At 69.7% G+C, this 19,492-nt stretch carries 13 protein-coding genes and 1 tRNA gene; 5 read left to right on the top strand and 9 right to left on the bottom strand.

Annotated features, from left to right (window positions below; translation table 11 throughout):
* Positions 1–286: 286 nt before the first annotated feature.
* Positions 287–1,540 (top strand): YncE family protein, encoded by a 1,254-nt coding sequence (locus VN779_RS00360; RefSeq protein WP_325718967.1) that lies wholly within the window; start codon positions 287–289, stop codon positions 1,538–1,540.
* 282 nt (positions 1,541–1,822) lie between these two features.
* A complete protein-coding gene (locus tag VN779_RS00355) occupies positions 1,823–3,028 on the top strand; it encodes a helix-turn-helix domain-containing protein (protein WP_325718965.1) in 1,206 nt (401 codons plus the stop codon).
* A gap of 42 nt (positions 3,029–3,070) precedes the next feature.
* On the opposite strand, the gene VN779_RS00350 is transcribed toward VN779_RS00355, so the two are convergent.
* Positions 3,071–4,198 carry a cation diffusion facilitator family transporter gene (locus VN779_RS00350; protein WP_325718964.1) on the bottom strand — a complete coding sequence of 376 codons (1,128 nt, stop codon included), beginning with the start codon at positions 4,196–4,198 and terminating at the stop codon, positions 3,071–3,073.
* A 173-nt stretch (positions 4,199–4,371) separates the two neighbouring features.
* Positions 4,372–7,263 carry a DUF6493 family protein gene (locus VN779_RS00345; RefSeq protein ID WP_325718962.1) on the bottom strand — a complete coding sequence of 964 codons (2,892 nt, stop codon included), beginning with the start codon at positions 7,261–7,263 and terminating at the stop codon, positions 4,372–4,374.
* A gap of 122 nt (positions 7,264–7,385) precedes the next feature.
* On the opposite strand from VN779_RS00345, the gene VN779_RS00340 reads away from it, so the two are divergent.
* Entirely contained in the window at positions 7,386–7,748 is a 363-nt protein-coding gene (locus tag VN779_RS00340) for a hypothetical protein (RefSeq protein ID WP_325718961.1), read from the top strand.
* 61 nt (positions 7,749–7,809) lie between these two features.
* Here VN779_RS00340 and VN779_RS00335 read toward each other — a convergent pair whose 3' ends face one another.
* The 5 genes from VN779_RS00335 to VN779_RS00315 all read right to left on the bottom strand — a co-directional run bounded on the left by VN779_RS00335 (position 7,810) and on the right by VN779_RS00315 (position 13,558).
* A complete protein-coding gene (locus VN779_RS00335) occupies positions 7,810–8,928 on the bottom strand; it encodes an Rv2578c family radical SAM protein (RefSeq protein ID WP_325718960.1) in 1,119 nt (372 codons plus the stop codon).
* A gap of 251 nt (positions 8,929–9,179) precedes the next feature.
* A complete protein-coding gene (locus tag VN779_RS00330) occupies positions 9,180–10,028 on the bottom strand; it encodes a hypothetical protein (RefSeq protein WP_325718958.1) in 849 nt (282 codons plus the stop codon).
* 15 nt (positions 10,029–10,043) lie between these two features.
* Positions 10,044–10,700 (bottom strand): hypothetical protein, encoded by a 657-nt coding sequence (locus VN779_RS00325; protein ID WP_325718956.1) that lies wholly within the window; start codon positions 10,698–10,700, stop codon positions 10,044–10,046.
* Positions 10,701–10,845: 145 nt separating this feature from the next.
* Positions 10,846–11,640, bottom strand: coding sequence for an SAM-dependent methyltransferase (locus VN779_RS00320; RefSeq protein WP_325718954.1), 795 nt, complete (start codon positions 11,638–11,640; stop codon positions 10,846–10,848).
* 139 nt (positions 11,641–11,779) lie between these two features.
* Positions 11,780–13,558, bottom strand: a complete 1,779-nt coding sequence (locus tag VN779_RS00315) for a hypothetical protein (RefSeq protein WP_325718953.1) — start codon at positions 13,556–13,558, stop codon at positions 11,780–11,782.
* Positions 13,559–13,914: 356 nt separating this feature from the next.
* On the opposite strand from VN779_RS00315, the gene VN779_RS00310 reads away from it, so the two are divergent.
* Positions 13,915–17,235, top strand: coding sequence for a sacsin N-terminal ATP-binding-like domain-containing protein (locus VN779_RS00310; RefSeq protein WP_325718951.1), 3,321 nt, complete (start codon positions 13,915–13,917; stop codon positions 17,233–17,235).
* 106 nt (positions 17,236–17,341) lie between these two features.
* On the opposite strand, the gene VN779_RS00305 is transcribed toward VN779_RS00310, so the two are convergent.
* Positions 17,342–18,094, bottom strand: a complete 753-nt coding sequence (locus tag VN779_RS00305) for a DUF427 domain-containing protein (protein WP_325718950.1) — start codon at positions 18,092–18,094, stop codon at positions 17,342–17,344.
* Positions 18,095–18,294: 200 nt separating this feature from the next.
* On the opposite strand from VN779_RS00305, the gene VN779_RS00300 reads away from it, so the two are divergent.
* Positions 18,295–18,378 (top strand) — tRNA-Leu (locus VN779_RS00300).
* Here VN779_RS00300 and VN779_RS00295 read toward each other — a convergent pair.
* Positions 18,360–19,492 (bottom strand): recombinase family protein (locus VN779_RS00295; RefSeq protein ID WP_325718948.1); only part of this gene is annotated, 1,133 nt, incomplete at its 5' end. The genes VN779_RS00300 and VN779_RS00295 overlap by 19 nt on opposite strands.

Genomic DNA, 19,492 nt, shown 5'->3' with positions numbered 1-19,492 from the left:
ATAGCCTGAAAGCTATTGCAATTAGCTTTTGCCTGTCAAGCCCGCCGGGATAGGGAGCGGCCTGGCGGTGTCCTCCGAGCGGTGTCCTCCAAGCGGCGTCCTGCCAATACGTGCCCGTCGATGGTCTACCCACTGCGCGACCCGAGGGCACCGCCCGCGCGACACGCTGTCCGCCGCGGACAACGAGCCGCGGCAACGTTGGCGTTTGGCGACTTGGCTGCGCCCCAGCTGAGGAACAAACTGCGCTCAAAGACTCTTACCCATCAGTAACAATCAGGGGACGATGATGCCCACCTCCGCTACCCGACGGGCGCGCCGCCCGGTGTGGTGCGCTCTCGCGGCCGGCTCGCTGCTGAGCCTCGGCGGCGCGCTGCCCGCGCACTCGGCCGCCCTTCCCGACTCCTCGGGCTCCCTGCGCGACGTGCTGCTGATCGGCAATGCCGTGTCCGGCACCGTCAGCTTCATCGACGGGCACACCTTCCAGAGCCTTGGCTCCTTCAACATCGTGCCCGACCTGCAGCAGCGGCTGAGCACGATGAACCCGATCCAGTGGATCAACTACCAGTTGGCGAACGCCGACGAGGCGACCGTCGACCCGGCCGTCGGAGGCACGCGTTACGTCGACGACATGACCATCTCGCCGGACGGCACGACGCTGTACGTCTCGCGCGCCAACCTCGACGACGTGGCCGCCTTCGACCTGGCGACGCATCAGATGCTGTGGCGCTCCGCGGTCGATGGCATCCACGCGGACCACATGGCCCTCTCGCCGGACGGGACTCGCGTCGTCGTCTCCGCGACCACGTCCACAGAGGCGGAGGTCTACAACGCGGCCACCGGCGCGCTGGTGGGCACCTTCCCGACCGGAAGCTATCCGCACCAGAACAACTACACCGCGGACGGCAAGTACATCTACAACGAGAGCATCGGCGTCACGCTGCTGCCCAAGGCGCTCAACGGGCTCAAGGGCGCGCTGCAGCTGGAGAAGGTCGACGCCAGCACCCTGAAGGTCGTCAAGACCTGGACCTTCCCGTACGGGCTGCGTCCCTTCGTGATCGCGGACGACGGCACCACGATGTACGCGGACCTGTCCTACCTCAACGGCTTCATCAAGTACGACCTGAACACCAGCACCACGCTGACCACGGTCAACCAGCCGTTCAGCGCGAACGCGGCGTCGAAGAGCCCTGACAGCTATCCGCAGAACTCCGCGCACCACGGCATCGCCCTGTCCGGCGATGGAACCAAGCTGTGCGACGTCGGCACCATCGACGACTACGCGAAGATCGTGGACGTCTCGACCCTGACCACGCAAGCCACGGTGAACTACCCGACCGGCAGCATCCCCTACTGGGCCGCGACCAGCGCGGACGGCAACTACTGCTTCGTTCCGCTGAGCGCGGGCAACGCGGTCTCCGTGATCAGCTACGCCACCGGCCAGGAGGTCGCCCACATCCCGGTCGGCAACTTCCCGCAGCGCGGCCGGCTCGCCAAGGTCACCGACACGGCCATCGCGGGACTCGCCAGCTCGGCTGGCTGACCGGAACCCGGGCCGGGACTTAGCTGCCTCCAGAGCCTGGCGCAGCTCGCGCCTAAGCAACCGGGCCCAGCCGCGGTCGTGTTTTGGAACTGTCGCCGGGTCCGGCACCAGTTTCAAAACACTCCCTGCGAACGCCGCGCTCCGTCCGCCGACCCGGACGTAGCGCGGCGTTCGTTCGCTCCCGAGTGACGCCAAGTTCGCCCCGTTGTGCCAGAGTTCTTCTCCTAACGCTCGGAGCGCCGCGCGCATGCGCGGTCGCCGCAGGTGAAGGAGGCACGGCGCGTGGGTGAGCCAGTGGGCAGGCCGGTCGTGCGGACCCTCATCGAGAAGATGCGCGCCGATCCGGCGACGCTGGACGGCGCGGTCGCCGCGGTGCGGCGCCAGTCGCCGCTGGTCGGCCGCCTGCCGGAGCATCAGGTGCGCCGGCACGTGGCCGCGTTGCTCGATGTGGTAGCCAGCGCCTTCGCCCACAGCCCGGCCGCGCACAGTGCCGCCGCGGCGGCGGACGGTCCGGTATCGGGTGGCGGTAATGGGATCGGGACCGGAACCGGCGAAGGGGAACTCGGGGCGAGCGCCGCAGTCGCCGACCGCCTGGCCTTCGATCGCGCGATCCAAGGTGTGCCGCTCGCCGCGCTGCTCGACGGCTTCCAGGCTGGCCGCGTCTACGCCCTTTCCCGGCTTATCGACGAGGCGCGCGCCGCGCAGGCGACCGAGGAACTGTTCGACGCACTCGGCGAACTCGACGCGTACAGCCATGAACTGCGCAACCGCCTCATCGACGCGTACCGGGCGCGGGAGGAGGAACTAGGCCGCAGCGGCTACTCGGCACGCGCGCGGGCACTGCGCGAACTGCTGCTCGGCGAACCGACCGCCGCGCCACCCGAGGCGCTGCTGGAACCCGGCCTGCGTTACCACTGCCTGATCGCGGATGTCACGGATCCGCACCGTGCCGCGCCCACCGAGGCGGTACTGGTCTCCGGTGGGGGAGTGTCAGGGTTCGTTGATGGCCAGCTTTGTTCGGCGACGCCGCGGCTTCCGGCACCTGAGCGCGTTGGGGACCTGCTCGTTATCGCGACACCGGCCGTGCGAATAGCGCAGCTTGCTGATGCCTATCGCGCGGCCGCGGCGGCGATGGCGGCGGCGCGCGCGAGGGGTCTTCGAGGTCTGCGTTCAGTCACCGACATGGCGGTACCGGCCGCCGTACACGCCCAACCGCGCATCGGGCGGTTCCTCGCCGAGCAGCGCCTCTCCCGGCTCGATCCGGCTGAGCAGTTCCATCGGCTCCTGGCCGAGACCGCGCTCGCCTATCTGGAGCACGGCCGGCGCGTCGAGACCACGGCGGCGGCGCTGCATGTGCACCCGAACACGGTCAAGCACCGGCTGCGCCGCTTCGGCGCGCTCACCGACTTTGACGAGCCGCCCGAGCCAGGTGACACGCTGGAGCACTCCGTGCGTTGGTGGTGGGCACTGCGCGCATGGCTGGAATAGGTCTCGCGCTCGTCACAACGTGCCGGTCGGAGGGTGCTGATTCTAGCGGCTGTCGGCGTGGTGGCTGAGGGCGGCGTGGGGGTCCTGGGCATCGGGGGTCGTGGTGTGGTCGGTGTGCACCGTGGCAGCGGTCAGCCGGGGCACGGCGTGGATCAGGGCGTGTTCGGCCTGGACCGCGAGAGCATGCGCCTGCACGATGGTGAGCCGGGGGTCGACGATGATGTCGGCTTCGGCGCGCAGGGCGTGTCCAATCCAGCGCATGCGTACCGCGCCAACGCCGCGCACACCGTCTACTTCGCGTAATGCGGTTTCTGCCTGGTCGATCAGGGTCTCGTCGACCGCGTCCATGAGGCGGCGGTAGACCTCGCGGGCGGCGTCGCGCAGCACGGTCAGAATCGCCAGGGTGATGATCAGCCCGATGATCGGGTCGGCGGCCTTCCAGCCGAGGGCGACGCCACCGGCGCCGAGCAGCACGGCCAGGGAGGTGAAGCCGTCGGTGCGCGCGTGCAGGCCGTCGGCGACCAGGGCGGCGGAGCCGATGCGGCGGCCGGTTGTGATACGGTAGCGGGCCACTATCTCGTTGCCGAGGAAACCGGCCACGGCGGCGATGGCCACGGCCCATAGGTGGGTGACGTCGCGTGGGTGGATCAGCCGGTTGATCGCCTCGTAGGCGGCAAGGGCGCAGGAGGCGGCGATCAGCAGCACGATCGCGATTCCGGCCAGGTCCTCGGCTCGGCCGTAGCCGTAGGTGTAGCGGCGGGTGGGTGGGCGGCGTCCGAGGACGAACGCGACTGCGAGCGGCAGGGCGGTCAGGGCGTCGGCGGCGTTGTGGATGGTGTCGCCGAGCAGGGCCACGGAGGCGGAGATCGCCACGATGACCACCTGCACCAGCGCGGTGGCGCTCAGGATGGCCAGGGACAGCCACAGGGTGCGCATGCCTTCGCGCGAGGCCTGCATCGCGGTGTCGACCTTGTCGCCGGCGTCATGGCTGTGCGGGGTGACCAGGTGCGCCAGTTCGTGACGCAACCGCGCCCACGCCCCGCGCCCATGGGCGTGTGGGTGCTCGTCGTGGTCGTGGTCACCGTGTGGGTGGGTGTGTTGGTTCACGGCGTGGGTGCCTTCCCGGATCGCGGCGGTAGCGGGCACGTGTCCCACTCGCCATGATGACACGATGCGTGTATAAGCATGCGCATTCATGTCGCAGGTGCGTACTATTTGCACCAGCGGTGACGAGGCGTTTTGAATGGGCTCTCGCACCGGGGGCGGATGGTTGCGCCGCCGCCGCGAGCTGTCGCAGTCGCTCGGCCGGGGTCAGCCGGCCCAGGACTCGTTCTCACAGCGAATCAGCGGCCGAGTATGCGCCGCAGCCGTCGGGCCTCGGCCGCGACCCGGCTCGGCTTCTCCAGCGCGATCAGGCCGGCCAGTTCCGGGACCTCCTCGTGCAGGTCCGCGACCCGGGCGCAGTCCGCGGCCAGGACGAGGAGATCCGCCAGACCCCTGACAGAAGGCTGCGATACCAGTGCCGGCAGCGCCGAGACCGCGACGCTGAACACCTCGCGGCGCGCTCCGGCCTGCGCCGCACCGTCGAGCGCGTGCACCAGCCGGTTCGGCTTGATCATCCGGCTTGCCCACAGCTCGCCGCACAGTGCGCCGAGCGCCCTGGCGTCCAGCAGCGTGCGGGCAGCCATCGTGACCATCGCGTCCACGGCCGCGGTGCGGTTCTCCGGCCTGCCGGCAGCCAGCCCGTACGCCAAGGCGAGATGCGTGACCGGTCCAGGCCAGCCGGCCGTCTGGGCGAGCACCGGAAGCAGCGCATTGCGATCGCGTGCGGTGTCATTCGCCTGCTGATAGAGGACGGGGATCGCGTGCGCGGCGATGACCTCCGGGTGGAACGGAAGCAGCGAGGGCCACAGCGCGGCGTGCGTGCTCGATCCGTTCCAGGCGAACAGGTTCACGTCATCCGGATCGGGGATGCGGGCCAGCACCGTGATCGGGGAGGGCGGGCGATCGACCGCGCCGATCAGCTCGTGGAACGCGGAGAACCGTGGCGCGATCCGCGGCGCCTGCACCGCCCCGGCTCGGTGACGACCTGTCTCGCCGTCCTGGGCGGTCGCGGCGCGGCGGATGACGAAGCGTTCGAAGAACGGCAGCGCGCCCTCGCCCCAGGCGAACAGTGCGGCCAGTTCCTTGCCCGCCGGAGTCGCCAGCAGCGCACTGGAGGCCAGGATCGTCTGAACATCCTCGACGGCGACGCGCAACAGCGCCTGCTCAAGGTCGCAGGGCAGCGGCGCGGCTGCCGAGCGTTCGTAGCGATCGAGGCGGAACCGCAGCACCTCAGGATCGATTGAGCCGTCACCGTGGGTCGGCGTGGCCAGCAGACCCGGAATCCGCACGCGGCCGAGATTTTCTACGAGCTCGTACACGCGGTAAAGCGCTGCTCGGTCGGGCGGGACCGGACGGGGCTGGGTGACGCCGTACAACTCGTCCATGACGACGACCGCGCGCCGATCTTCCCCGACCAGCGCCCAGAGCAGACACCGCAGCGCGCCGGCCAGTGCGCGCTGCTCCCACGGATCGAGGACTTCCGGCGCGAACCGCGCCGCGAGCGGCTGCAGCGCTTCAGCCAGGGCGAGCGAATCGCGGTCGTACTCGGCCACCGCGCCGTCCAGGATTCGCTCGATGTCCTGCGCGCTCGCCTGCGTGACACCGTCTGCGAGCACTGATTCGAATAGCTCCACCAGCTCCCGGGCGCAGCGGACCGGTTCCGGCGCGGGCGCGGGCTGATAGGCAGGCAGCAGCGGGGGAGGGGTCTGCGATGAGGAGCCGGTACCGTCCGGGTCGCCGCCGAGGACGCGCAGGGCCTCGTCGCGCAGCACCGCATCCAGCTTCAGCGCCGCATCGTGCAGTTGCGCGACCTCTTCGGTGTCGAGGTGTTTCAGGTACCTGATGACGATCCGCAGCGCCCGTTCCTGCACGGTCACGGCCGGGTGGTTGAACGCGGCCGAGACCGCGTTCAGCAGCTCGGGCGCGGATCCGCGGTCCCGGCGCACGGCCGCCTCGACCCAGGAGAGCTGGGTGGCCACCAGGTTCCGCTCGGGCCGCGCGAGCACCGTCTTCGAGATCTCCGCGAGTGTGACAGAACCCAGATGCCCGGCGGCGTCCAGCTCGCGCAGCGCGCTTTGCGCCAGCCGCGCCGAAGGCCCCGCCCCGCGCCCCGCGAGCGCGACGAAGGTCGCCAGACGGGCCGAGACCTCGTCGGCGCTCGGGTCGAGCCGCTCGGCCAGCAGCACGAAGCCGCGTAAGTTGCCGGGGCGGTCACCACGCAGCAGTTTGGCCAGGCACAGGTCCAGCAGCTCACCGCGGTCCAGCAGTCCCTCGCCCGCGAGCGCAGCCAGCGCGCCGGCCCACTCATTCTCTGGCGCGCGGCTCTGTTCGGGTGCTGCGTCAGCGGTTTGGGCAACCTCAGCGGCCGCGTCATCGGGCTCTGCGTCGTCGAAGTGCGTGCCGACCTCGGCGACCTCGAACAGGCGCGGCGCGATTTCCGCCAATCGCGGCTGCGCGCGCAGCCAGTCCAGCAGCGTCGCGTGATGCCGCACCGGTGGCCGCCAGCCCAGCTCGGCGAACCACTCGCGCACGTCGAGTCGCCCGCGCGCATGGTCGCGGCTGATCGCCGAGCCGCGCAGCACCCAGCCGAGGACATAACCGTCGCTCAGCGGCGGTTTCGCGCCGGACCAGGCGGCCAGCCCGTCCGTCAGTGCCCAGCGGCGCGGATCACCGGCCGCGGGCAGCCACTGGGCGAGCCGTCCGGCCAGATCGCGTTGCCACGCGCCGTCCCGGTGTTCGAGCAGCAGCGAAAGCAGAACCCTGCGCATGCTCGGCTCGCGGGAGCTGCCGTCAGGACGCTGCCAAGCGGCGTCGCGCAACACTGGGCTGGTCAGCCATTCCAGCGCCTCTGCCGGATCGCCCGAGCACAGCACGCCGGCTAGGTACAGTGGCGCCAGCTGGGCATACGCCTCGTCGTGGGCGGCGCGGTCAGTGGTCTTCAACGCCGCGCGCAGTTGAGTTCGCAGCGACTTGAGGTTCGGTCGCAGATGCGCCAGTTCCTCGGCGGGCGTGTACGCGAGGCGTCGCAGGACTCGTTCAGGCACCCGCTCGGCGATCAATGCCCGCAGTTCGGACCACTCGACGTGGGTCGCGCTCACGTCGAATGCCCGCGCCTCAGATCCCCACGCCATGACGATGACTTTAGCGTTCCCGGGCACATCGTCGCGCACGGCCGGAAAAGGCGCGCGCGCCGGCGCAATCAGGGTGCCAGCCCCCGCTGCTGAGACGCGCTATATCGCGCTAGGGTTTTCCTATGGCAGCCGCCGATCTGACGCCGGAAGAGATCGCCGCCGCCCTCGCTGCGCGCCGCGAACTCGGCCCGGAATATGAGGACGCGATCGCGGCCTCCTTGGCCGACCGCGTCGAGCGCGAGATCGCCGCGCGGGTGGATGCCGCGCGCTACCCTGCGCCGACTCCCGCGCCACGGCAGCCGGAACCGCGCAGCAGCGGGAGCAACGACTCGCGCTGGATCGCCACAGCCTCGCTGATCGCGGGTATCCCGGTCACCGGAATCGTGGCCGGTACCAGCCACGGCAACGTGTTCGCGATCGCGGTCGCCTGGGGTGGCATCGCGCTGGTGAACATGGCGCACGCATTGAGCCGCCGGCACCGCTGAGCCGAGCCACTGTCTGCGCCGCCGCGCAGTGCCCGCCAAGAGCTGTGGCGCCCGCGAGTAACTACAGCAGGCGCAGCTGTTCCGGGACCGGGGCGTCGGGTGGTGCGCCGGAAGCTCCGCCGCCGGCTGCGTGATCGAAGGCCCCGCCGCTCGCTGCCGAGTTGTTGTCACGCGCAGGCGGCGTAACGCGTCGAGGTCCACCCGCGCTGTCGCGGTCGATGCCGAACTCGCGCGCATAGCCCATGACCTGCTCGGTAATCCGGCGCTGATAACGCTTATCCGCGTACGAGCCGCCGCGGTACAGCCCCCGGTAGCGCTCGATCAGCCCAGGATGGTGCTGCGCGAGCCACGACGCGTACCACTCGCGCGCCCCGGGCCGCAGGTGTAGCACGATCGGCATGATCGATCGCGCCCCGGCCTGCGCGATCGCCGCCACGCTCGCGCGCAGCCGCGAGGGCGAGTCGGTCAGATACGGCAGGATCGGCGCCATCAATACGCCGCAGCCGAGACCCGACTCGTTCAGCTTGCGCACCGCCTCCAGCCGCCGCAGCGGACTCGGCGTGCCCGGTTCGGCCGTCCGCCACAGTTCTTCGTCGGTGAACCCGATCGAGAAGCTGAGACCGACCGACACGCGCTGCGCCGCCTTCTCTAACGCGGCGAGATCGCGCAGGATCAGCGTCCCTTTGGTCAGGATGGAGAAAGGCGTGTCCGCCGCCGCGAGCGTCTCAATGATCTGCGGCATCATCCGGTAGCGGCCCTCGGCGCGCTGGTAGCAGTCCACGTTGGTGCCCATCGCGACGTGCTCGCGCTGCCACGATGGCCGCGTCAGCTCCCTGCGCAGTACCTGCGGCGCGTTGACCTTGACCACGATCTTCGAGTCGAAGTCGTGGCCCGCGTCCAAGTCCAGATACGTGTGCGTGTTGCGGGCAAAGCAGTAGACGCACGCGTGCGTGCACCCGCGGTAGGGATTGATGGTCCAGGAGAACCACGGCGTCGCTCCTGGCACCCGGTTCAGCACCGATTTGGCCTGGACCTCGTAGAAGGTCATGCCGCGGAACTCCGGCGTATCGAACGTGCGTGCAACCGCGCCGCCGAACAGTTCCTGCTGGCCCGCTCGCACGACCTCGCCCTGACCGCTCCCGTCCTGCGGCTTCTCGACGAGCTGACCAGACCATCTCATCCTCCGAGTATAGAACGAGCGTTCGAAGAGATGTCAATGGCTTTGAAGAGAGGTCAATGACTTCGCCATGCCGCGCCACCGGTCTGCCGCCCTGGCGCCAGTCACCGCCTCGCGGCACGCGGCAAGGATGCTCCCGAACGCGCACGACCCGATCGGCGTCCGCCACCGGTTCGACGTGGGGCGCGAACCTGTGGCAACCGGCGCCGATCGGGAGGCGGTGGAGCCGTGCTCGAGTATCAGTCTTGCAGGATTCAGTCGTGCAGGATGTGGTCCACGAGCGCGCGGTACTGCCGCATGGTGAGCCGCAGTTCCTCGGTCTCGCCATGCTCGTTGTTCTGCCAGCCCGAAGTGAGGCTTTGCCGGCGTTCCTCCACGCCGGTGGTGAACGCGCGGGCCACGTCGGCGACCAGGCGGTCGGCGTCCTCGACCGCGCGGCGCGGGTCGTCGATGAACTCGGCCTGGATACCGTGCCAGCGCTCGCGGAAGTCCAGCGAAGCCTCCGGCGCCAGCACGGGACCGGGGTCGGTCGCGAGCGGCGACTGCGCGGAAGGCATGGCCGATGTGGTGTCGGGCACCGACGAGGGCTGCATCGACGCGCTCTGCGGCTGCGTCCGCACCGCCTCGCCGGACATCGAGTCCTCGTTCAGTTCTTCGTCCCGGCCCATCGTCTCCTCGTCGCGGTCGGCCCCGTCGCGGCCGATCGTCGCGGCGGGCTCGGCAGTGGACAGGGTCGTAGCCCGAGGCTCTTGCGCGGTTTCGAACTCGGACTCTGGCTCGCCCGCTTCCCGCTCCTCGCCCTGGTGTGCTGCCAGGTCGCGGTTGACCGCACCGGTCGTGGTCTGATGCGCCGGCGCGTCCTCGTCTTCGAGGCCAGTCTCCGATTGCGACGGCGAGTGCAAAGCCGGCTCCTCTTCCGACGACGCCGCGGAGTGTGGCGCCATTTCAGATTCCGACCCTGATTCGGACTCCGGCTCGCGTTCGCCGTCATATCCGTACCCGTAGCCGTTTTCGAATCCGCCGTCGCGCCCGGCTTGCTCGCGCTCGAATTCGTCGTCGCGCTCAGTGCTCTGTGCTGCGTTCTCAGGCTTCGATATCGACATCGTGTTCCCCTTCGATCAACGTTGACCGGCGTGGGCACGCTCGGCGTCGGCTCGGCCGAGCAGATCGTTGAACATCACGCGGTAGTGCAGCATCGCCTCACGCAGCGTCTCGGTCGACGAAAGCGCCGGGGCGCCCGCAGCGTTCGTGCCGGGAGCAGTCGCACCCGCGACCGCGCCGTCGGTGCGCTTCGTGCCCTCGACCGCCGCGTCGCCGTTGAGGCCGCGCTGGGCCAGCTCGCGCGCTTGCCGGTACTCGCTCAGCGCGTAGGCGTGGTCCACGGAAGCCAGGTCCAGCTGCTTCTCGCGGTCCTCGGACGGATAGCCGATCGCGGTGAGCAGACCGCCGATCACCTGGTCGGCTTGCTGCGTCGCGCCGCGCGGGTCGTCGATGAATCGCTCTTGCACGCTGGTCCACGTGCGCTCGTACCGCTCGCGCTCGTCCTGTGCCAGGGGCCGCAGCGTCAGCGCGTCGTGTTCGCGCACTCGCTCGGCCAGCTCCTGCTCGGCCGCCGCCTGGTCGCCGTGCCGCGCCGCGACCCTGTCGTACTCGGGTCCGAACCGACGGCGCAGGTCGCGGCCGTGGTCACGGGTGCCGGTGCGCAGGATCAGCACCGCCGCGCCGAGCACGACGACGACCGCGAGGACGATGGCGAGGATGATGGTGCCGCTCATCAGATTCTCCTCCTCGGAAGGCCGAGGGAGCGGATACCCGTGCGCGGCGAATCAAACGTACGTGCACTTCAATGCGCGCCGATGCATTACGGAAAAAGGCGGTCGCGCGGCTACCAGGCAGGCAGAACCGGCCCGGCACCGAACGCTACGGTTTGCGGCCGACCCCGCCGAAGATCCCGAACTTGGTGATCTGCGCGTCCGGTTCCGGTCGCCACTCGGAGATGGTCACCAACCCCGGCTCGATGAGCTCGAACCCGTCGAAGAAGCTGAGCACCTGTCGATGCGGACGCAGATTGAGCGTCGCGGTGGCGTTGCGGTACACCGCCACGGCTTCAGTTGTGTCGTGCACGGCTGTATCGCTCGTTCCGTGCGTGAGCGCCAGCCAGCTTCCGGAGGGCAGCGCATCGCGTAGCGTCGCGACGATCTGCGCCGGGTGCTCGAGATCGGTGACGAAGTGCAGCACGGCGACCAGCAGCACCGCTACCGGCTGGTCGAAGTCGATCACTGACTTGACCACCGGATTGGTGAGCAGGCCCGCCGGATCGCGCAGATCCGCGAGCGCGAACCCGGTGCCGTTCGCTCCGGTCAGCCGTGCCTGCGCGTGAACGCTGACGATCGGATCGTTGTCGATGTACGCGACGCGGGCGTCGGGCGCGATGGCTTGCGCGATCTCGTGCGTATTGGGCGACGTCGGGATGCCGGTGCCGATGTCGATGATCTGCCGCGCTCCACTTTCGACGACGGCTCGCACCGCGCGCCGCATGAAGGCCCGGTTCGCCCGGATCGCGTCGCGGATCCGCGGCGAGGCGGCCAGGGCGCGTTCCGCCGCGTCACGGTCGACCTCGTAGTTGTCCCGGCCGCCGAGCCAGTAGTCGTACATACGTGCCGGATGCGGCCGTCCGGTGTCGATCTCGGAGGCCGAGAAACCGTGGTCGCTCATGGGCTGTGCTCCATTGCTCGGACACTGTACCGCGATCCCTGCCGGCGCAGGGGGATTCCGTATCTTCGCACACGTGGTTGAAGCTCGGGCGCGCCGGTCGGCGCAGGCCGGCGCGCCCGAGGTCATTGCGGCGCCGGAATCAGCCGGGCAGGGCGCCGTAGATTTCCAGGTGGTTCTGGTCGCCGACGAGCACCAGCCCGCAGGCCGTGGTCGGGATGGTGAAGTGGTCGAACTCGCCGGGCAGCAAGCCGTCACGGGAAGCGTTGCGCGCGCTGTCCCACAGGGGCGTCGCGATATTCGATGCGTCGAACGCGCGAAGTACCGCGCCGTGCGTCTGGTCGACGGTCCACACGATGCCGCTACCGGTCGTTGTTCCGTTACTGCTCACGACAGGAATCGCGCCGGGATAGCTGTAGGGGAGTGGGGCCTGTGCGATCGGCTTGGGCACGATCGTTCCGTCCGCTGCTAGCCGCCATTGCGTCAATCTGCCTTGCGCGCCGCTTCCATAGACGAAGTCGGTGGGCGCGCTCGAACTCGAGGCTTGCGCCGAGGACCAGAACGCCCAGGTGCCCCACATCCCGCCGGGTACCGTGTTGACCGTCAGCTCCTGCTTGATCCGGTCAACGTCGGCGCGCGCACGTGTACCGGTCGCGCAAGGGTCCGCGACGCTGTGGTAGCCACCGAGCGCGGACTCAGAGAGCAGATAAACCGCGCCGGTCTTCGAGGAGAGCACCATTTCGTCGTGGCCGGGGATCATCAGTGGCGAGCCGGAGCCGAGATCCTGATCGTGGCGGACCCGGCACAGCTGGTCGAACGGCGTGAACGAGTCAACGATGCGCAGCGTGCCGTCCTGAACCGTCATCTCCAGCACCGAATCGCCGACATCCGCGCCACCGCTGTCCAGGTCGAACGGGCCGTTGCCGGTCACCAGGAACAGGTGCCCGTGTCCGTCTGCGGAGATGCCGGCCTGCGACTCCCACAGGCCCGCACCCCACTGGTCCGGGCTGGTGTTGTACACCACTTCGCGCGCCAGCGACGCGGCGGAATAGCCAAGTACCCAGCCGTGGTACGGATTCCAGCCGCACCATGAGGCGAAGCCCGCGTAGATCACGCCGCGTACCTCGGTCAGCGCCATCCGCTGCTGTTCTTCGGTGGCCGCGAACGCCACGGTGCCGTTGTGCGCGTCGAGGCCTTGTCCGGGCACTGACGCGCTCACTATCGCAGCAGGCTGCTTTTCGCGGCCGGTGGCCAGATCCAGCGCGTGCAGGCGGTATGTCAGCGCGCCGTGCTCCACGTCCAAGGCCATCACGTAAAGGGTCTGCGTCGCCCAATCGATGACCGGAGTGCTGGTGATGCCGACCTCGGGTGTGATCGAGTCGCACAGTCGGTTCTTCGCGACGCGGTCGGTCGCGGCCCGGAACGTGCGTGCCCCCGGCGTCAGCAGCGAGACATGCCACAACGCCGAGGTCGAGGATGCCGTGGTATCCGCATCGAACGTGTACACGCTGTCATGCTCGGTCGCCGCGATCACCACGTTGTGCTGCCTGCCGCCAATAGCGAGTGCGGGCACGAACAAAGGTTGCGCGTAGATCTTGCCGTCCACGGGCAGCGAGGCGCGCTTGCCGAACCGGCCGGACTTCAGCAGCGCCGGGCTCAGCGCGGGCTCGGCCGAATCCCAGCCGAGCCGGGTCAGATCCCCGCGCGCGGTCAGCACGGCGTCGGCGGGGCCGGGCTTGAGGTCGATCCGGGTGCGGGCCAGCGGGTCCGCGCCGTGCAGCCGGGGCGAACCCGCCGCGGCCCGAGCCGGGCGCGGGCCGGCTGCGTCGCCGTTCCCGGGTCCGGAGGCGCCCGCGATCCCCCAGCGCAACGCGAGCGCGCCGGAGACCAGGAGGGCGGCGGCGAGGACGGCCCCGACCACAGTGCGGGTGGATACGGGCCGCCTCGCCGCGCCTTTGCGGCCCAAGCCTGCCCAGGCAAGACTCCTCCGAACAGGCAAGGCCGCTTCTCCGTGGATAGTCGGAACAGCTCGGCAGTAGCCGCGCTTAGTTAGTCAAGTTTCCTAACGTGACTACGCAACGGCAGAGTACGACCGCGCCCAGGCCGGGTCAATACCCGGCGTGCCGATATACGTGACGCGCATAACCACTGATGAACCGGCACACGGCTGGGACTCCGCGCGCCACGCGCTCGACCAGTTTGGTCTGCCGGGACCGGTAGCCTGTCGGACACGGCCGTCCGGCCGCCGCAAGTCAGCTCACGAAGGAGAACCAGGCCGTGACCGACCGGTTCGATACCGCCGCGATCCGCAGCCGGGTGCTCGACGCCTGGGCGGCCGCCCCGGTGCGCTTCCGCGAGGACGCGAACCTCGAAGAGGACCTGGTCCTCGGCGCTTACCGGGACCGCGTCGTGATCGAGCTGGCCCAGAACGCCGCCGACGCCGCGACCCGCGCCGGGCGCACCGGCCGCCTGCGCATCGTCCTCGAGCAGCCGCCCGGCCATCCCGCGACGCTGGTCGTGGCCAATACCGGCAGTCCACTCGACGCCGCCGGCGTGGTCAGCCTCTCCACCCTCCGCGCGTCGTCCAAGCGAGACCAATGGAATCCGGGCAGCGACCCCGCGACCGACGACGTGCCCACCTCGGGTGGAACCGTCGGCCGATTCGGCGTCGGGTTCGCGGCCGTCCTCGCGGTCAGCGACGAACCGGCTGTGCACTCCCGGCACGGCTCGGTGCGCTTCTCCACGGTCGACGCCCGCGCGGCCGTCGAGGACATTTCCATCCGCAGCCCCGAACTCGGCCTGGAACTGCGCCGCCGCGAGGGCCGCATCCCCGTGCTGCGCCTGCCGTATCCGACCGAAGGCCAGCCGCCGCAGGGCTATGACACAGCCATCATCCTTCCGCTGCGCGCCAGCGCCGCCGAAGAGCTGGTCCGCAGGCTGCTCACCGAGATTGACGACGCGCTGCTGCTCGCTCTCCCACAGCTGTCCGAGATCGTCGTCGAGGTCGACGGCGCCACGCGCACGCTCAGCTCCCGCCACGGCGGTGATCACGAATGGATCATCGGCGACGGTGCCCGCACCACCCGCTGGCGACTGGCCCGCGCGCATGGCGCCCTCGACCCGCTGCTGCTCGCGAACCGTCCTGTCGAGGAGCGCGCGCGGCCGTACTGGTCCGTGACCTGGGCGGTCCCGGTCGGCTCCGGCGCGAACGGCGCAGCGGAAAGCGGTACGGAGACCGAACCTCGCCGCCCACAGACCGTCCCGGTCGTGCACGCCCCGACGCCCACGGACGAACCACTCGGCCTTCCGGCGCTGCTGATCGCGTCCTTCCCGCTCGACCCGACGCGCCGCCATGTCGCGCCAGGGGATCTGACGGACTATCTGCTCGACCGGGCCGCCTCGGCGTACGCGGACCTGTTCGCGCAGTGGCCCGCGCGCACGCCCGGCCTGCTGCGCCTCGTGCCTGGTCCGGTCGCTGAGGGAGCGCTTGACGCGGCCCTGCGCGAGCGCATCGCGCGTCGGCTGCCCGAGACCCCTTGTCTGCCCGCGGCTGACGGCAGCCGGGAGCTGCTGCGCCCGAAGGACGCGACCGTCGTCGTGCCCTGCGACGAAGCACTAGTCACGGCGGTCGGCGACGTGATCCCGGGCCTGCTGCCGGCCGGCTGGGAACGCGACACCATCGCGCTGACCGCGCTGCGCGTCCGCAGGCTGGACCTGGCCGAGCTGGTCGAGATCCTGGCCGCGCTGCGCCGCGAGCCGTCCTGGTGGGGCCGGCTCTACGCGGCCCTGGACGGCTTGGCCGGCTACGACCCCGGCGCCCGCGAAGCACTGACCGCGCTCCCGGTCCCGCTTGCTGACGGGCGCACGGTGCGCGGAGCCGCCGGAACGCTACTGCCGGGCGATACCTCATCGGGCTCCGCGCTCTACGGCAGTGCCGGACTCGATGAACTCCGCCTCGATACGCTGCGCCCGCTCGGTCTGCGCATCGTGCACCCAGCGGCCCTCGGCCCCGGCTCCTACGCGCTGCTCGAACGGCTGGGCGCCCAGCCGGCGCAGCCACGCGTGATCCTCGGCTACCCGGCCTTGCGCGCGGCGATCGCCGCCGCGCGCGATGACCTTCCGCAGGCGGACCCCGAGAATCTCGCTCACCCGGGCGCGATCGCCGAAGCTGTACTGACCCTCGTGCGCGCCGCCGAGCCACGCCCCGGCGAGCGATTCGGGCTTGACAGCCTCCTGCTTCTCGACGATCAGGGCACGTATACCGAGGCCCGCGAGCTGCTGCTACCCGGCTCACCGCTGGCCGAGGTCGTCGAACCCGGGGCGTTCGGCCGGGTACACGCCGATTGGGTCCGCCGCTGGGGAGCCGACACTCTGCGCGCGGTCGGCGTCCTCGACACGTTCACGCTGGTGCGCGCCACCGACGTGCTGCTCGACCCGGACGGCGCCGACCGTGAACTGCTGGAGCTGGACGGCTTCGAGGACTGGCTGGACGACGTGCGCGACCTGCTGCCGGCCGGCCAGCGCGACGCACCGCCGGTCGCCGCGGAGCTGACTGCCATTCGTGACCTGGATCTGGTCGCGCCGGGGCGCTGGTCGGCCGCGCTCGACCTACTCGCCGGAGCCGGGCTGCGCGCCGCGATCACCCAGCCGATCAGGGTGCTGACCGGCGACGGGCAGTCACTGCGTCTGCCCTCGTATACGTCGTGGTGGCTCAGTCGACATCCGGTGCTCGACGGCCGCTGCCCCGCAGACCTCGCCACCGGCGGCGGCCCGCTGCGCGGCCTCTACGATCAGATCCCTGACTCCGCTGACGCCGCGCACACCGCTGACGACGCAGGCGCTCAAGCTTTCGCAGGCGCCGCTGCCACTCCCGTCAGTGCCCCGCGCTCCGACGACAAACACCAACCCGACGCGCTCCGCCTCCCACCCGACTTCCTCATCGGCCTCGGCGTGCGCACAACCCTCGATGCGCTGCTCGCCGCACCAGGTGGTCCCGACGAACTGCTCGACCGCCTCGCCGACCCGGACCGCGAGGTCAGCGCCGCGCAGCTGGTCGATCTGTATAACGCCCTCGCTGATATCCCTGAAGACCGCGTCGCCCCGCCTTCGGTGCTCCGCGCTTTCCTCACGGGCAGCTCCGCGCGCGAGGGCGGCAGCCCGATCCTCGCCGACGCGGCAGAAGTCGCGGTCATCGACGCCCCTGACCTGCTGCCGCTCCTCGGCGACCGGCCGTACCTGCCCGTCCCGCCGCGCACCGCGGACCGACTGGCCGACCTGCTCGACCTCAGCCTCGCGTCTGAACTCGTCGACGGACGCGTCACCTCCGAGGGTGAGCGCCAATCGGTCCCGGACGTCGTGTTGGACCTGCTGCCCGAGGCGCCCGAGACCTACCTCGAGCACGAGGAACTGATCCTCGACGACGAGATCGAGACCGACTGGCGCGTCGTGGACGGCGAGGTGCACGCCTCGACCTTCGATGGCCTGGCGCGCGCCCTGGCCTGGGCGGCGGGGCGGTGGGATCGCAGGCACCTGATCGCCGCGCTGCTAGCCGAACCCGAACGCGCCGACGAACTGGCCGCCGAGGCCTACTTCGAGTAGACCGCCCCGACTACGCGTGTGCCCTGCGGACCTGACCCATCCTCACCAGGTCCGCAGACCGCCTCGGTTCCCGCCCCGCGCTCGCCTCCGCCTCGATCGTTCGCACTCACCCAAAGTGCGTCCGCGGCCGCTCCTCCAGCACCCCGTCCACGTAGACATCTACTTTCTCGTTGTAAAACGACGCCAAGCCCGCGATCTTCTGCGACTCCGGTAGCGGCGTGCGGTAGAACCACACCACGTCCTCATGCACGGTCGTCCCGGTATCCACGGACCAATACCCGGCGGTGCCCTTGTACGGACAGCTAGTCTGCGTCGACGACGGCCGCAGCAAGTCCATGCGGATGTCGGTCAGCGGCAGGTAATAGCGCGGCGGAAGCCCGGTCTCAAACAGGATGCGCGGCTGATGGCTGTCCGCGACCGTCACGCCGTCGATTTCCACCCGGATGTGCCGCGAACTGGCGAGGATATCCACGCGCGTGTAAGGGTCGCGCGGATGTACGTAGATCGGCTCGTCCTCTTCAAACCACTCGCTCATCGCGGCGAAGTCGAGCCGCACCAGCCCGCGCAGCGACTCCAACGGCGAGTCGGGAAACAGCCGCGCCGCCTCCGGCGCCCGCGCCCCATCGACCACCACGTCGTACAGCTGGGCCTCGCCACGGCTCGGCGATCGCTCCGTCCGCCCGGTCGGCTCCAGCTTCGCCCGCACATCCTCGGCCGGCAGGTAGTACGTCGGGTAGTACGGCGCCTCCCAGACCAACCGGGGATGCGTCGTGTCCGCCACCAGCGCGCCGCCGAGGTAAACGCGCACCCGCTTGCGCCCCTCCTCGACCCGTACTCGCCCGCGGTTCTCCTGGCTCATCTCGCCCTCTTCTCCGCTCGGCCTTGCCCCTGGAACACTCCCTCCCCTCAGCGAGCAAGCCGCCCCCAGAATTCCGCCGGCGGCCCGCGACGCGCCGCCCGACCGCGCCGATACCGTGTGCACAACCCCTTCCGATCTTTGGTATTGTTCTCCACGTCAACGCGGCACCGGACAAACCGGGTACCCGTTTGGCACACCCGGTCCGGGTGGCGGAATGGCAGACGCGCTAGCTTGAGGTGCTAGTGCCCGTTAAGGGCGTGGGGGTTCAAGTCCCCCCTCGGACACCGACCTTACGTACACTGCTGTCGGTATCAGACTTGATGTTTGATCCGGCGGTTATTGCTTCGACAGCCACCGTGCGGGCGCTGGCGTCGTAGTCAAGTCGCAGCCCAAGCTCCTTGTAGATCTTCATCTTGTTAGTGGGGGCTGCTTCGCCGAGGACCCTCACCAGATCGCCGAGCGCGTGTACCAGAGCGGTGATCTCCTCGGTTGTCATCGTGGCTCGTTCGCCGAGTTCGCGCAGCCTGGCGTTGATGGCGATTTTCTCGATCTCGACTTCGCGGATCCAACCGGCGACGGTGGCCGGGTCGGTTCCGGCTTCAAGCAGGGCCCGGTACTGGCCGAGCTTGCGGTCGGCCTCGGCCAGCTCCTTGTGGGCTTTGGCGGCCAGCACCGCGTGGTTGTCGTCGCCGCTGGATGCGTCGGCCAGTGCCTTGGCGGTGGCGGCGATGCGGTGCGGCGCGAAGATGGTGCACAGCCATTTGTCCAGGTGCGGGACGATGTGGTCCTCGCGCACGTAGACGGTGCGCGGGTGTGCGATGCCGTTGGCTTCGGCGTAGGCCGCCGGGTAACGGCAGCGGTAGTGCGGGCGGCCGTGGTTGAACGTGGACTCCATCTTGCGCCCGCATACGGCGCAGTACAGGATCCCACGCAGCAGGTAGTGCCGCTCGGAGGTGCGCTGCATGCGCTGAAGCGGTGCCGGCGGGTTGGTCTTGCGTCGCTGGAGACGGATGGCTTGTACGGCCTCGAAGTCCTCGAGCGAGACCAGCGGCTCGTGGGCGATGGTGTCGGACCAGACCCAGGTGCCCGGCTCGTTCCATTTGAACTTGGTCTCGTAGCCCGCGGCGACATCTTCGATATCCAGCAGGACCCCGGCCTTGCGCTGCTTGTTCCACACTTGCCGTCCGGTGTAGCGGGGGTTGGTCAGAATCACGATGATCGCGGATTTGGGCCAGCCGACTCCTTGACGGTGAGTGTTGCGGGCGGGGTCGTGCGCCGAGGGGCACGGGATGCCGTCGCGGGTGAGTCCTTCAGAGATGGCGTGCAGCCCGTGCCCGGCGATGTACTCGCGATAGATGCGCCGCACGACGGGGGCGGCGATCGGGTCTGGCTCTAGGC

Source organism: Actinocrinis sp. (assembly GCF_035605935.1).
Taxonomy (GTDB): domain Bacteria; phylum Actinomycetota; class Actinomycetes; order Streptomycetales; family Catenulisporaceae; genus Actinocrinis.
The sequence above is the reverse complement of the archived record's forward strand: the minus strand, read 5'-3'. Positions and strand labels throughout refer to the sequence as shown.